We start from the raw sequence: 14,468 nt of genomic DNA on the forward strand, positions 1-14,468 counted from the left end.
CACCCCGTGTCCCTGCACATCACGATTTTCGAAGGCGCAAGCGCTCTCAGCGGCTTTCGCATGAACCAGCTTTTGGCGCGTTTGGCTGCCATATCACCTCAAATTCAAGGGTTTTCAGCCCGTTTCGTGCATTTGGTGGCCACCTCCGCACCCTTGGCCGACGCCCAAAAACAGACCCTTTCTGCCTTGTTGAACTATGGCGAGCCCTGCGAGGGTGTGACTGGGGTGACTGGCAGCCCGGTCATCGTGGTCAGTCCACGTTTGGGAACGGTGTCGCCCTGGGCTTCCAAGGCCACGGACATTGCCCACAACTGTGGTTTTGACGTCCGCCGTGTCGAACGTCTGACCGAATACCACCTGAGCATGAAATCGGGTTTGTTGGGCACCGCCAAATTGAGCGCCGAGCAACTGGGCCAAGTGGCCGATGTGTTGCACGACCGCATGACCGAATCGGCCATGACCAGTCGGGATGAGGCCGCGGCCTTGTTCACCGCGCTCGAACCGGCGCCCATGGCCCATGTGGATGTGCTGGGCGGTGGCCCCGAAACGGGAAGAAAGGCTTTGGAAGAAGCCAACAGGTCCTGGGGCTTGGCGCTGGCCGAAGACGAGATCGACTATTTGGTCAATGCCTTCACGGCCCTCAAGCGCAACCCCACCGATGTGGAGTTGATGATGTTCGCCCAGGCCAACAGCGAGCACTGCCGGCATAAGATTTTCAATGCCGAGTTCACCATCGATGGCGTGGACCAGCCCCTCAGCTTGTTCGGCATGATCCGCAACACCCACCAGTTGAGCCCGCAGCACACGGTGGTGGCCTATTCAGACAACGCGTCGGTGATGGAAGGCCACACGGTTGAGCGGTTTGTCGCCAGGACCGGGCAGCAGGGCGCGTCTTATCAAGCCGAAACGGCCTTGCACCACGTGCTGATGAAGGTCGAAACACACAACCACCCGACGGCGATTTCGCCATTTCCCGGGGCATCCACTGGTGCAGGTGGCGAAATTCGCGACGAAGGCGCTACAGGGCGTGGCTCCAAACCCAAAGCGGGTTTGTCGGGGTTTACGGTGTCCAAACTTTGGGGCGGCCTGAGCGATCAGCTGGGCGGCAAGCCCGGGCACATTGCCAGCCCTTTGCAGATCATGACCGAAGGCCCATTGGGCGGCGCGGCATTCAACAACGAGTTTGGCCGGCCCAATTTGCTTGGCTATTTCCGTGAATACGAACAGACCGTGGACGGTGTACAGCGTGGCTACCACAAGCCCATCATGATCGCGGGCGGTCTGGGGCAGATCGACGCCAGCCAGACGAAAAAAATTCAATTTCCTGCCGGCAGCTTTCTGGTTCAACTGGGCGGCCCCGGCATGCGCATTGGCATGGGTGGCAGTGCCGCCAGCTCCATGGCCACAGGCACCAACGCGGCCGAACTGGACTTTGACTCGGTACAGCGCGGCAACCCGGAAATCGAGCGCCGGGCGCAAGAAGTCATCAACCACTGCTGGGCACAAGGCGAGGCCAACCCGATTCTGGCCATCCACGATGTGGGTGCAGGGGGCTTGTCCAATGCGTTTCCCGAGCTGACCAACGACGCTGGCCGAGGCGCACGCTTTGACCTGCGTGCCGTGCCACTGGAAGAGTCGGGCTTGTCGCCCAAAGAGATCTGGTCCAACGAGAGTCAGGAACGCTACGTGATGGCCATCGCGCCCGAATCGCTGGCACAGTTCAAAGCCTTTTCCGAACGTGAGCGTTGCCCGTTTGCCGTGGTGGGGGTGGCCACCGAAGCGCGCCAACTGGAGCTGATCGACGCGGGCCAAGAGAGCCCGGTCAACATGCCGATGGATGTGCTGCTGGGCAAACCACCCAAGATGCACCGTGATGTACAAACCGTGGTGCGCCAATCGCCGGCCATTGAGCTGACCGGCGTGAGCTTGCAGCAAGCCGTGCTGGATGTGCTGAGTCACCCGACCGTGGCGTCCAAGCGCTTTCTCATCACCATCGGTGACCGTGCCGTGGGCGGCCTCACGCACCGCGACCAGATGGTGGGCCCCTGGCAGGTGCCTGTGGCCGACGTGGCAGTGACTCTGGCCGATTACGCCGGTTTTGCAGGTGAAGCCATGAGCATGGGCGAGCGCACCCCGTTGGCCAGCCTCAACGCCGCCGCTTCAGGCCGAATGGCCGTGGCCGAAGCCATCACCAATTTGTTGGCCGCGCCCATCGAATTGCCCCGCGTCAAGTTGTCTGCCAATTGGATGGCCGCTTGCGGTGAGCCCGGTGAAGACGCCGCCCTCTATGAAACCGTCAAGGCTGTGGGCATGGCGCTGTGCCCGGCGCTCGACATCTCGATTCCGGTGGGCAAAGACAGCCTCTCGATGCGCACGCAGTGGACCGTCCCGGGCGCATCTGGGTCTGAGGTCGATACCCGCAAGGTGACCTCGCCTGTCAGCTTGGTCATCACCGCTTTTGCCACTCTGCCAGATGTGCGCGGCACTCTGACCCCGCAGTTGGACGCTCAAGCAGACGACACCAGCTTGCTGCTGATCGATCTGGGCACGGGCCAAAAGCGCATGGGCGGCAGTGTGCTCGGCCAGGTGCTGGGCCAGTTTGGTGACCAGGTGCCCGATCTGGATGATCCGCAACACCTGATCCATCTGGTGAACGCCATCAACGCCCTGCGCGCACAAGGCCAAATTCTGGCCTACCATGACCGCAGCGATGGCGGCTTGCTGGCTGCCGTGGCCGAGATGGCTTTTGCAGGTCATGTGGGCGTGGCGCTCAATGTGGACATGCTGGTGACCGAAGGCGATGGCATCACAGACAGCCGTGCCGACCATGGCGACGCCAAAAACTGGGCCGGGCAGGTCAGCGCCCGACGTGAAGAACTCACGCTCAAGGCCTTGTTCAACGAAGAGTTGGGCGTGGTGATCCAGGTTCGCACCGCCGACCGAACGGCCGTGTTTCAAATCCTGCGCGAGCATAGCTTGTCAAAGCACACGCATGTGATTGGCAAGACCCGACCCAGCCAGTCCAACATCACCAAAGGCGTGGGCGAGTTGAGCGTCTGGCGCGACACCAAAGAGGTTTTTTCTGCCAAGCTGGAGGACCTGCACCAAGTCTGGGACAGCGTCAGCTGGAAGATCTGCCAGCAGCGCGATAACCCGGCTTGTGCCGATGCCGAACACAGCGCTGCCGGGCGGGCCGACGACCCCGGCATGCATGTGACGCTGAGCTTTGACCCGGCCGACAATGTCGCCGCACCGTTCCTGAACCTGTCCCGTCCCAAAGTGGCGATCCTGCGCGAGCAGGGTGTCAACTCGCATGTGGAAATGGCCTATGCCTTTCACAAAGCCGGTTTCGAGTCGCACGACGTGCACATGACCGACCTGCAATCGGGCCGGGCCCATTTGGCCGACTTCAAGGGCTTGGTGGCTTGCGGTGGTTTCAGTTATGGCGACACGCTGGGCGCAGGCATTGGCTGGGCACGCAGTATCACCTTCAACCCGCTGCTTTCTGATCAGTTCAAGGGGTTTTTTGGCCGCAGCGACACCTTCGGTTTGGGTGTTTGCAACGGTTGCCAGATGTTTGCAGAACTCGCCGACATCATTCCCGGGGCTGACGCTTGGCCACGCTTTACCACCAACCAGAGCGAGCGATTTGAAGCCCGCCTGTCGATGGTCGAGGTCATCGAATCACCCAGCTTGTTTCTGCAAGGCATGGCCGGAAGCCGCCTGCCCATTGCAGTCGCACACGGCGAGGGCTTTGCCAACTTCAAGCACCGTGGCAATCCCGCGCAAGCCATTGGCGCGATGCGGTTTGTTGACAACCTGGGCGCAGCCACCGAGCAGTACCCGTCCAACCCCAATGGCAGCGCGGGAGGCCTCACGGCCGTGACCACTGCCGACGGACGTTTCACGGCCATGATGCCGCACCCCGAGCGGGTGTTTCGCAACGTGCAGATGAGCTGGACCGACCTCGGAAAATCAGGCGGCATCAACGCCACCAGCCCTTGGCTGCGTGTCTGGCAAAACGCCCGCAAGTGGGTGGCTTGACCCATTGATCGCATGAAGCCCACCACACCGGCCCAGTGGTTTCCACCTTCGCAACTGGCGTTTTACTTTGACCAAGGCGCGTGGGCCAAAGGCACCACGCTGTACCTGCAAAACAAGGTACTGTCCTCGCAGCTGACACCCGATGGTGATGGCTGGCGGTTGCAAGGCCTGGTTCAGGGCAGTGATGTCGCGCCTTATTCGGTCAGCGCCGAGTTGCGGGTGAGTGGCGGGGGCAATTTGAGCGACTGGCGCAGTGGCTGCACGTGTCCCGTGGGTCGGTATTGCAAGCACGGGGCCGCTTTGGGCATCCTGGCATCGATGCAAGGGCTGGCCCTGCTGGACGAATGGGGCGCCGATGGCCCCTCGCCCGACGTGCTGGAGCGCAGGGTCCGGATGGAAAAAGAGCGGGCCTTGAGCCATTCTGAATACCAGGTTCGCGAATGGCTGACGCGCCTTGAAAACGCCAACAGACCTGCTGTGTTTGCACTGCCGGGCGCCACGCAAGACCAGTTCATCTACGTGCTGTCCCGGGCGCATATCGGCCGCAAGCCGGTGTTCCACCTGACCGTTAGCCGGGCCACGCAAAAGCGCAATGGCGAATGGGGCAAGCCTAAAAAACTGAGCAGCGAACCCTCAGCGCACGACCCCATCTGGCAAACCTCGGGTCCTGTGGACCGTGACATTCTCGACCTGATGAAAGCTTGCCCCTCCATCAACAGCTTCAGCTATTACGGCTTCCAAAGCGCGGTCAAGTTGCATGGCATGCCCGGCAATTTGCTGCTGCAACTGTGCAGTCAGACCGGTCGGCTGTTGTCCAAAGATGGCGCGGTGCCGCTGCGCTGGTGTGATCAAAGCGAGGTGCTGGTCGGTTCCTGGCACGAAGTCAAAGGCCAGGACCACTTGCCCGATGGCTGGCAGCTGCAAATGCACCCCTTGCGGTCGGGTGTGGTGTACAGCTTGAACGAGCCACCTTATTACATGGACACGGTGCAAGGCACGTGTGGCCCGCTTGAAACCCAGGGCTTGAGCGCCAATGAATTGCAGGTGTTGTCGAGTTCCCCCGTTTTGCCGAACAGCGTGGCCTTGAAGTTCCAGCCCCAGTTGATGGCTCGGCTGGGGCCGGTCCCCTTGCCACCCGTGATCGGGAAAATGCCCGAAATCCAAGGTGTCAAACCGCGGGCCGTACTGGCTATTGGCGCTGTGCTTCTCAGTGAGCGCAAAGAAATGGGGCTGTTTCAAGCCGAGTTGAGTTTTGATTACTCCGGGCATCGCGGGTTTTGGCCTGGCACCCAAAACCGCGTGATGGTCGGGCAGGGCGATCAGGCCCGCATGCTCGTGCGTGACCTAGGGGTCGAGTCGCTGGCCTGGCAAGCCTTGGAAAATCTTGGCTTTTTGATCCGGGCGCCGAACTTGCTGGGTTTGCCACCGCACCTGTCCCAGCAACACTGGCTGGTATGGCTTGAGTGCGACTTTGCGCCCTTGCGCGAAGCAGGGTTTGATGTGCGGTTTGAGCCCGAAGGGCGCCAGTGGTTGCGCCAGGCCGATGATGTGCACATCCAGTTGTCAGGTGACGAAGACGCTCCCGAAACTTCACCCTGGTTTGATCTTTCTTTGGGCATGGACATCGATGGCCAGCGCATCAACATCCTGCCCTGGGTGCCCACCATTTTGTCGGCTCTGGCCGAGATCAGTGCTGCGGTCACTGATGGCGAAACGGCCAAACTGCCGGCTTTTTTGTATTTACCCGACCTGCAAGGTGAAGGCTTTGTCAAACTGCCCACGGCCAAAATCCAACCCTGGCTGAGCACGCTGATGGAGTTGGTGTCGGAGCGCGACCGTGACTGGAAAGGTGACGAGCTGCGCCTGTCGCGCCTGGATGCCTTGCGTGCAGCAGCTTCGCTAGGTGATGGTGTGGCGTGGGCGGGAGCGCAGCATTTGCTGGCTTTGGTCCAGCAAATGCGGGGCCTCGAAAGCCTGCCCGAAGTGCCTGTCCCCCCTAGTCTGCAAGCCACCTTGCGGCCTTACCAGCAACAAGGCCTGAACTGGCTGCAATTTTTGAGGCAGCACCAGTTGGCGGGTATTTTGGCCGACGACATGGGCTTGGGCAAAACCCTGCAAACACTCGCCCATATCCAGACCGAAAAAGACGCAGGGCGCCTGACGCAACCCGCACTGATCGTGGCCCCCGTCAGCCTGCTGGGCAACTGGCAGCGCGAAACAGCTCGCTTTTGTCCGGGGCTTCGCACGCATATTCACCATGGCCTGAGCCGGCATGGCGCTACGCAAGCCCTGAGCGAAACCGACATCGTGTTCACGCCATATTCCCTGTTGCACCGCGACCGCGACTTGTGGCTGGCCAACGAGTGGCACATCCTGGTGTTGGACGAGGCCCAAAACATCAAAAATGCCAATACCCATGCCGCGCAGGTTGTAGGCGACATTCCGGCCACACACCGTCTGTGTCTGTCAGGCACCCCCATGGAGAACCATTTGGGCGAACTGTGGAGCCTGTTTCACTTTTTGATGCCCGGTTTCCTGGGCAGCCAAAAACGTTTTGGCGAACTCTTTCGCAACCCCATTGAGCGCCAGGGCAACAGCGAAAAAATGGACCAACTGCGCAAGCGCATCACGCCCTTCATGCTGCGCCGAACCAAGAACGTGGTGGCCAGCGAACTGCCGCCCAAGGTCGAGACCCTGCTGCCTGTGCCGCTGGAAGGCAAGCAGGCCGATCTGTACGAAACCATTCGCCTGGGCATGGAAAAAACCGTGCGCGACGCACTGAACGCACAGGGTTTGGCCAAATCGCAAATCACCATTCTGGATGCCCTGCTCAAGCTGCGCCAAGTCTGCTGCGACCCGCGCCTGCTCAAATTGGGTGCGGCCAGCCAGGTGCAGCAATCGGCCAAGTTGGCGCAGTTGATGGACATGTTGCCTGGGATGGTGGCCGAGGGCCGCAAGATCTTGCTGTTTTCGCAATTCACACAAATGCTCAGCCTGATCGAGCAAGAGTTGCCCCGTCTGGGCATTCCCTGGGTCAAGCTCACGGGCCAGAGCAAGAACCGTGATGCCCTGATTGAACAGTTCACCAGCGGTCAGGTGCCGCTCTTCCTCATCAGTCTGAAGGCGGGCGGTGTGGGCCTGAACCTGCCGCAGGCCGACACCGTCATCCACTACGACCCCTGGTGGAACCCGGCCGTGGAAAACCAGGCCACAGATCGCGCCCACCGCATCGGGCAAACCCAGAGCGTCTGGGTCGTCAAGCTGGTGGCGCAAGGCACCATTGAGGAACGCATGCTGGCCTTGCAAGCGCGCAAAGCCCAACTTGCCCAAGACATGTATTCAGGTGCTGTGCAGCGCAAAGAACCCTTGTTTGGTGAGTCCGACCTGACCGAGTTGTTCAAGCCGCTGGGCTGACTTCCGTCGATGTCAATGCACCCTCGGTGCTTTATGAACCAAAAAAAACGCGACCGAAGTCGCGTTGGGGCTTGGGCGCAAGGCTCAGATCACTGGATCTTGGCTTTGCCGCGCAGGCCTTCTTGGTAGGTGCTGAGCTTTTGCTGCTGCAGTTGCTGTGAAATCTGGGGTTTGACTTCTTCCAACTTGGGCAACTGGGCGTCACGCACATCGTCCACACGGATGATGTGAAAGCCGAACTGGCTCTTGACCGGTGTTTCGGTCATCTGGCCTTTTTCAAGTTTGACCATGGCGCCAGAGAACTCGGGCACGTAGCTGCCAGCAGCCGCCCAGTCCAGGTCGCCACCATTGGCGCCGGAGCCTGGGTCTTTGGAGGCTTTCTTGGCCAGGTCTTCAAACTTGGCGCCTTTCTTGATGTCGGCGATCAGAGATTTGGCCTCGTCTTCTTTTTCAACCAGGATATGGCGGGCGCGGTATTCCTTGCCACCATTGGCGGCCACAAACTTGTCGTACTCGGCCTTGATGTCAGCGTCGGTCACCGGGTTCTTCTTTTGGAAATCGGCAAACAGCTGACGGATCAGGATGGTTTGACGGGCCAGTTCAATTTGTGCTTTGTACTCGTCGCTGGCGTCCAGGCCTCGTTTTCTGGCTTCTTGCATGAAGACTTCGCGGGCAATCAGTTCTTCTTTGATCTGGGCCAACACTTCAGGTGTCACGGGGCGGCCAGAGGCTTCGATTTGCTGCTGCAGCGCTTTCACGCGCGATGAGGGGACCGGCTTGCCATTGACCACGGCCAGGTTTTGCGCCAAGGCGGGCATGGCGAACAAGGCCACCAGGGCGGCGCTGAGCATTTGCTTTTTCATTGTGTTTTTCTCCATGACGTTCAGTCAGGTGTGAATCAAGGGTTCAAAAAAATGGGGCTGCCACCAATGGGTGACGGCCCGGGTTCAGATCAGCTCGATGGCCAAAGCGTGCAGGCCTTGGTCAATGAAATCTTGCAATGCATCATACACAAGGCGATGGCGCTGAACGCGGCTCAGTTGTGCAAACAAAGGTGAGGCAATGCACACACGCATGTGCGTGCCTTGGCCTGTGTCGTCGGCCCCAACGTGGCCGGCATGGGCCGCGCTTTCATCGGTCACCCGCAACTCGGTCGGCTGCAGGCGCTCCGTCAAGCGGGCGTGGATTCGGGCACTCAGTGGGCTTGTCACGGGCTGGGTTGCGGTGTTCATTCTTTATCCGGGCCTTCTTTAGGCAAATAGCGCGAAACGTACAAGCCTTGGGCAAGGATGAACACCACCGGGAAGACATAGCCCCACAGCTTGAAATTGACCCAGTCCTCGGTGCTGAAATAGGTGGCCACATAGGCGTTGATGGCCGCCATGAAGACGCAGTACAGCATCCAGGACAGGTTCAGGCGGTGCCATACGGCATGCGGCAGTTGCAACTGCTGGCCCAGCAGCATGTGCAAAAAGTTCTTTTTCAAGAACCCAAGTGACACGGCCAGTGCAATGGCCAGCCCCGAATACAGCAAGGTGGGTTTCCACTTGATGAAGCGCTCATCGTGCAGGCCCAGCGTGAGTGCGCCAAAGCCCAGCACCAGCACCAGGGTGATCTTGTGCATGGTTTGCAACTTGCCGTCCATTTTGTAAATGATCGCGGTCTGCAGCACGGTTGCGCCCATCAGCACCGCGGTGGCGGTGTAGATGTCGGCCATTTTGTAAGCGCCAAAAAACAGCAGGATGGGGAAAAAGTCGAGGATGAATTTCATGAAGTGTGTTGAAAGGCTGAACCCCCTGAGGCGCAGCCGTTGTCGGTCAGGAAGCCTCGAAGTCTAACGAAGCCGAGTTCATGCAGTAGCGCAAGCCTGTGGGGGCGGGTCCGTCTTCGAACACGTGGCCCAGATGGGCGCCGCATTGTGCACACACGGTTTCAACGCGCCGCATGCCGAGACTCACGTCTACGTGCTCTTTGATGGCACCGTCGGTTGATGCCTGGTAAAAGCTGGGCCAGCCACAGCCTGCGTCAAATTTGGTGTCCGACTTGAAAAGTTCGGCGCTGCAGCAGATGCACCGGTAAGTACCGCTGGCCCAATGGCCTTCGTATTTGCCGGTGAACGGGCGCTCTGTGGCCGCTTGCCGGGTGACTGCATAGGCCACAGGCTCAGCGCCTTTGCTGGCCAGCAGCTCGCGCCACTCTTTTTCGGTTTTTTGGATGGAGGTCATGATGAACAGCTGATTTCCAGTTGGCCCGCCCAATCGGGCGGCAAGTCGGCATAGGTTTCAAAGCCTGGATGCTCGTCGAAGGGTGACTTTAACAAGTTGTGCAGGGTCTCGATTTCTGTGAAGTCGCCCGCCTTGGCCTGGCGAATGGCGGTTTCGGCCAAGTGGTTGCGCAGCACAAATTTGGGGTTGCTGCGCATCATTTGTTGGCCCATGGCCGCCAGGTTTTGCTTGCCCGCGCGGGCGGTGTACCGCGCCAGCCAAGCCAGCAGGCGAGGGCGGTCAAGCACCAGGTCGGTCACGGGGCTCCAGCCGTCCGGCTGCAAAGCCAAGCCTGCAGGTGACTCCGAAGTCAAGGTTTGCGATTGCTGCACTACGGCCAGGCTCAGTTGGCGCCAAAACCGGGTGAAATCCACTTTTTCCGAGGCCATGAATTGCATCAGGTCTTCCACCAATGTCCAGTCCGCTTCGCGCTCGGACTCGGGCGCCAGTGCACCCACCAGGCCGAGCTTGGCGCGCATGGCGTCGCCCAGAAAGACGGGAAACAAGGACTTGTAGCCCTCCAGGACTTGCAGCGTCATGTCCTGGTCGTCGATCAGGGGCGCGATGGCCTGGGCCAGACAAAACAGGTTCCAGTAGGCCACGTTGGGCTGCTTGCCATAGGCGTAGCGGCCCTGGTGGTCCGAGTGGTTGCAGATGTGGCCCGGGTCAAACCCGTCCATGAACTGGAACGGGCCGTAGTCGATCGTCAGGCCGAGCAGGCTCATGTTGTCGGTGTTCATCACGCCGTGGCAAAAACCCACCGCCTGCCACTGGGCCAGCAAGCTGGCCGTGCGCTCCTGAACCTCGTCCAGCAAGGCTGCGTACACATTGCCTTGCCAAACCGCTGCACGCGCTTGGCATTCGGGCAGGTGGTGGGCGATGGCGTGGTCGGCCAGCGCCCGCAGGCTGTCGGTGTCGCCTTGTGCCGAAAAATGCTCGAAGTGACCAAAACGCAAAAAGCTTGGGGCCACACGCGCTACCACGGCGGCCGTTTCCAACTCTTCACGAAGCACCCGTTCAGTGGAAGCCACCAGGCTCAAGGCCCGGGTGGTCGCAATGCCCAGGCCGTGCATGGCTTCGCTGCACAAATACTCGCGAATGCTGGAGCGCAGCACCGCACGGCCATCGCCACCCCTTGAATAAGGGGTGCGGCCAGCGCCTTTGAGCTGGATTTCCTGCGGGCCTTGTCTGGAAGCCGCCTCGCCCAGCCAAATGGCGCGGCCATCGCCCAATTGCCCAGCCCATTGCCCAAACTGGTGGCCGCTGTAGACCGTTGCCAAGGGCTCGGACCCGACCAGGGTGGCGTTGCCCGCAAGGGCTTGCAGGTGGTCGCTGTCAAAGATGTCTGAAGGCCAGCCCAGTTCGGTTCGCAAGCCCTCGTTGCAGGCTGCCCATCGGGGTGCCGCCAGGGGTGTGGGTTTCAGGGGCGTGAAAAACTGGGGGCCCAGTTGCTTCAGACGGTGTGTCCAGACCAGCGCTGGCGGCACATCGACTTCGGGTCCAGAAGTGTTCAAGGGTGAAAAATCCATGCGCCGATTGTCACGCCCTTGACAAGTACCCGGGGTTTGGCGGGTTTTAAGGCCATGAGCAGTAAGACTCCAGTGCACAATGAAATGCTTGAATTTCACCCACCTGACAGGAGACCCCCCATGCTGGGACTGATGCAACAGCAATCACTGCTGATTTCTTCCTTGATCGAATTTGCCGAAAAGCACCACGGTGACGGTGAAGTTGTTTCGCGCAGGGTGGAGGGGGACATCCACCGCTACGCCTGGGCCGATGTGGCGCGTCGGGCGCGGCAAGTGGCCAACGCGCTGGATGCGCAAAACCTGCCCCGGGGTGCCCGCATCGCCACCCTGGCCTGGAACGGCTACCGACACTTGGAGCTCTACTTTGGCGTGAGTGGTTCGGGTCGGGTGCTGCACACCATGAACCCGCGTCTGCACCCCGACCAACTGGCCTGGATCGCCAACCATGCCGAAGACCAAGTGCTGTGTTTCGACATGACCTTTCTGCCCTTGGTGCAAGCGGTTCATGCCAAGTGCACCACCATCACCCACTATGTGGCTTTGTGCGATGCCGACAAATTGCCGGCCGACACCGGCATCCCGAACCTGGTCAGCTACGAGGCTTGGATGGGCCAGCAGCCAGAGGCATACAACTGGCCCGAACTGGACGAAAACACGGCCTGTAGCCTCTGCTACACCAGCGGCACCACAGGCAACCCCAAGGGCGCTTTGTACAGCCACCGCTCGACGGTGTTGCATGCCTATGCAGCGGCTTTGCCCGACTCGATGTGCATTTCAGCGCGCGATGCGATCTTGCCGGTGGTGCCCATGTTCCACGTCAACGCCTGGGGCATTCCCTACAGCGCAGCCATGGCTGGGGCCAAACTGGTGTTTCCCGGTCCGGCCCTCGATGGCAAATCGGTTTATGAACTGATTGAGTCCGAAGGCGTGACCTTTGCTGCAGGCGTGCCCACCGTCTGGCAAATGCTGCTGGGCCACATGAAGCCCGCAGGCCTGAAGTTCAGCCGACTCAACCGCACCGTGATCGGCGGCTCGGCTTGCCCACCGGCCATGATCGACGCCTTCCGGCAGGACTACAGCGTCGATGTGCTGCATGCCTGGGGCATGACCGAGTTGAGCCCGTTGGGCACGGTTTGCACCCTGAAAAACAAACACCTGAGCCTGCCTGCCGAGGCGCAGATGAAACTGCGCATGAAGCAAGGCCGCTGTATTTTTGGCATTGACATGAAAATCGTCGATGAAAACGGCAAGTCCTTGCCCCACGATGGCAAGTCCGCTGGCGATCTGCTGGTCAAGGGCCCTTGGGTGATTGCCGCTTATTTCAAGCAGGAAGGCGGCAACCCGCTGGTCGACGGTTGGTTCCCCACGGGTGATGTGGCCTCTATCGATGCCGATGGGTTCATGCAGATCACCGACCGCAGCAAGGATGTGATCAAGTCTGGTGGCGAATGGATCAGCTCCATCGATGTCGAAAACATCGCCATGGCACACCCGGCAGTGGCCATGGCCGCCTGCATTGGCATGCGTCACCCCAAGTGGGATGAGCGGCCGATCGTCTGTGTGGTCAAAAAGCCCGGGGCAGAGGTCAGCCGAGATGAGTTGATCGCTTTTTACGAAGGCAAGACTGCCAAATGGCAAATTCCGGACGACGTGGTCTTTGTCGAAGCCATCCCTTTGGGGGGCACCGGCAAGATGCTCAAAACGCGTTTGCGGGAGCAGTTGGCAGACTACGTGTTGCCAGGTCTTTGACCTTTCTCAAAGCCGCACGATTTCAAGTCGCGCGGGTGATATGGCTTAGGGGCAAACCCCAAGCCCTTTCCTGCGTTCAGCGGTTACGCTGAGATCATTCTGAATCGCATAACTTCAACACTGGAGACTTTGAATGAAAACCACCACCCATTTGATCGCCGCTGCCGCTTTGGCAGCATGTGCCATGACCGCGCATGCGCAAAAAGGCGAAACTGTCAAAATCGCGCACATTGATCCTCTTTCCGGCCTCATGGGCCCCGTGGGCACCAACCAGCTCAAGAGCTTTCAGTTTTTCGCAGAGAAATTCAGCAAGACCAACCCGGCTGGCGTCAAGTTCGAGATGGTCTCCTTTGACAACAAGCTCAGCCCTGCTGAAAGTCTGAATGCCTTGAAGGCGGCGATGGACCAAGGCGTGCGCTACATCGCACAAGGCAACGGCTCGTCTGTTGCTGGCGCCCTGATCGAAGCGGTTAACAAACACAACGAACGCAACCCCGGCAAAGAAATCATTTTCCTCAATTACGCAGCGGTTGATCCTGACTTCACCAACAGCAAATGCAGCTATTGGCACTTCCGTTTTGATGCAGATACATCGATGAAGATCGAGGCGATGACCACCTTCATGAAAGACGACAAGGACGTCAAGAAGGTCTATTTGTTCAATCAGAACTATTCGCACGGTCAACAGGTCGCCAAGTTCGCCAAAGAAAACCTGGCCCGTAAGCGTGCTGATGTACAAATTGTGGGCGAAGACCTTCACCCACTGGCTCAGGTGCGTGATTTCTCACCCTACATCGCCAAGATCAAGGCCTCAGGTGCCGACACCGTGATCACCGGTAACTGGGGTTCTGACCTGGCCTTGTTGGTCAAGGCGGCCAACGAAGGCGGTTACACCGGCAAGTTCTACACCTATTACACCGGTGTGACGGGCACGCCCACAGCACTGGGTCAAAGCGGCGCAGGCCGGGTTTACCAGATTGCATACAACCACTACAACATGGGAGGCGACATGGGCAAGTGGATGGGCGAGTTCAAGCAGAAGTTCAATGACGACTTCTACACCGGCTCTGTCGTCACCATCTTCAACGCCCTGGGTGCAGCCATGGCCAAAGCCAAGTCCACCGACCCTGTGAAAGTGGCGGCGGCTCTGGAAGGTATCAAGTACCAAAACTACAACGGCGAAGTCGAGATGCGTAAAACAGACCATCAGTTGCAGCAACCGCTGTACATGACCGTTTGGCAAAAAGCCGACAAGAAGTACCCTTACAGCCCCGAAAACACGGGCATGACATTGGCGCCAGTCAAGGAATTTCCTTCTTATGTGTCCAGCACGCCCACCAGCTGCCAGATGAAGCGTCCTGGTTAATTCCGGTACGTTTGTCGCACATCCCGTCTTGCACCGCACAGGCCCTGGGCCTGTTGCCGTGAAGCCGGTGGGGTCAAGGCCCGATCAACTGTTCGTTCATCG

Annotated in this window: 9 protein-coding genes; 4 read left to right on the forward strand and 5 right to left on the reverse strand. The window is 59.6% G+C overall.

The genetic code is table 11. The features are described from left to right. The first annotated feature begins 6 nt into the window (after positions 1 to 6). On the forward strand, positions 7 to 4,044 hold the full coding sequence (gene purL, locus B9Z45_RS00725; RefSeq protein ID WP_108405314.1) for a phosphoribosylformylglycinamidine synthase: 4,038 nt from the start codon (positions 7 to 9) through the stop codon (positions 4,042 to 4,044). A 12-nt stretch (positions 4,045 to 4,056) separates the two neighbouring features. Further along, positions 4,057 to 7,458, forward strand: a complete 3,402-nt coding sequence (locus B9Z45_RS00730; RefSeq protein ID WP_108405315.1) for a DEAD/DEAH box helicase — start codon at positions 4,057 to 4,059, stop codon at positions 7,456 to 7,458. Positions 7,459 to 7,547: 89 nt separating this feature from the next. On the opposite strand, the gene B9Z45_RS00735 is transcribed toward B9Z45_RS00730, so the two are convergent. From B9Z45_RS00735 to B9Z45_RS00755, 5 genes are all read right to left on the reverse strand, one after another. After that, a complete protein-coding gene (locus tag B9Z45_RS00735; protein ID WP_108405374.1) occupies positions 7,548 to 8,321 on the reverse strand; it encodes a peptidylprolyl isomerase in 774 nt (257 codons plus the stop codon). 84 nt (positions 8,322 to 8,405) lie between these two features. Further along, positions 8,406 to 8,690 (reverse strand): BolA family transcriptional regulator, encoded by a 285-nt coding sequence (locus B9Z45_RS00740; protein WP_108405316.1) that lies wholly within the window; start codon positions 8,688 to 8,690, stop codon positions 8,406 to 8,408. Then, on the reverse strand, positions 8,687 to 9,229 hold the full coding sequence (locus B9Z45_RS00745) for a septation protein A (protein ID WP_108405317.1): 543 nt from the start codon (positions 9,227 to 9,229) through the stop codon (positions 8,687 to 8,689). The genes B9Z45_RS00740 and B9Z45_RS00745 overlap by 4 nt, the downstream gene beginning before the upstream one ends. A 46-nt stretch (positions 9,230 to 9,275) precedes the next feature. Next, on the reverse strand, positions 9,276 to 9,683 hold the full coding sequence (gene msrB, locus B9Z45_RS00750; protein ID WP_108405318.1) for a peptide-methionine (R)-S-oxide reductase MsrB: 408 nt from the start codon (positions 9,681 to 9,683) through the stop codon (positions 9,276 to 9,278). Next, positions 9,680 to 11,251, reverse strand: coding sequence for a YdiU family protein (locus B9Z45_RS00755; RefSeq protein ID WP_108405319.1), 1,572 nt, complete (start codon positions 11,249 to 11,251; stop codon positions 9,680 to 9,682). The genes msrB and B9Z45_RS00755 overlap by 4 nt, the downstream gene beginning before the upstream one ends. Before the next feature lie 120 nt (positions 11,252 to 11,371). On the opposite strand from B9Z45_RS00755, the gene B9Z45_RS00760 reads away from it, so the two are divergent. After that, positions 11,372 to 13,000 (forward strand): 3-(methylthio)propionyl-CoA ligase, encoded by a 1,629-nt coding sequence (locus tag B9Z45_RS00760; RefSeq protein ID WP_108405320.1) that lies wholly within the window; start codon positions 11,372 to 11,374, stop codon positions 12,998 to 13,000. 133 nt (positions 13,001 to 13,133) lie between these two features. Further along, entirely contained in the window at positions 13,134 to 14,366 is a 1,233-nt protein-coding gene (locus tag B9Z45_RS00765; RefSeq protein ID WP_108405321.1) for a branched-chain amino acid ABC transporter substrate-binding protein, read from the forward strand. Positions 14,367 to 14,468: the final 102 nt, after the last annotated feature.

Origin of the sequence: Limnohabitans sp. 2KL-17, from assembly GCF_003063415.1 — a bacterium.
Classification (GTDB): domain Bacteria; phylum Pseudomonadota; class Gammaproteobacteria; order Burkholderiales; family Burkholderiaceae_C; genus Limnohabitans_A.

Bases quoted from the DNA above. Each gene is read 5' to 3' on its own strand.
- msrB (WP_108405318.1), bottom strand. From the start codon at position 9,683: ATGACCTCCATCCAAAAAACCGAAAAAGAGTGGCGCGAGCTGCTGGCC.
- B9Z45_RS00740 (WP_108405316.1), bottom strand. From the start codon at position 8,690: ATGAACACCGCAACCCAGCCCGTGACAAGCCCACTGAGTGCCCGAATC.
- B9Z45_RS00760 (WP_108405320.1), top strand. From the start codon at position 11,372: ATGCTGGGACTGATGCAACAGCAATCACTGCTGATTTCTTCCTTGATC.
- B9Z45_RS00755 (WP_108405319.1), bottom strand. From the start codon at position 11,251: ATGGATTTTTCACCCTTGAACACTTCTGGACCCGAAGTCGATGTGCCG.
- B9Z45_RS00745 (WP_108405317.1), bottom strand. From the start codon at position 9,229: ATGAAATTCATCCTCGACTTTTTCCCCATCCTGCTGTTTTTTGGCGCT.
- B9Z45_RS00765 (WP_108405321.1), top strand. From the start codon at position 13,134: ATGAAAACCACCACCCATTTGATCGCCGCTGCCGCTTTGGCAGCATGT.
- B9Z45_RS00735 (WP_108405374.1), bottom strand. From the start codon at position 8,321: ATGAAAAAGCAAATGCTCAGCGCCGCCCTGGTGGCCTTGTTCGCCATG.
- B9Z45_RS00730 (WP_108405315.1), top strand. From the start codon at position 4,057: ATGAAGCCCACCACACCGGCCCAGTGGTTTCCACCTTCGCAACTGGCG.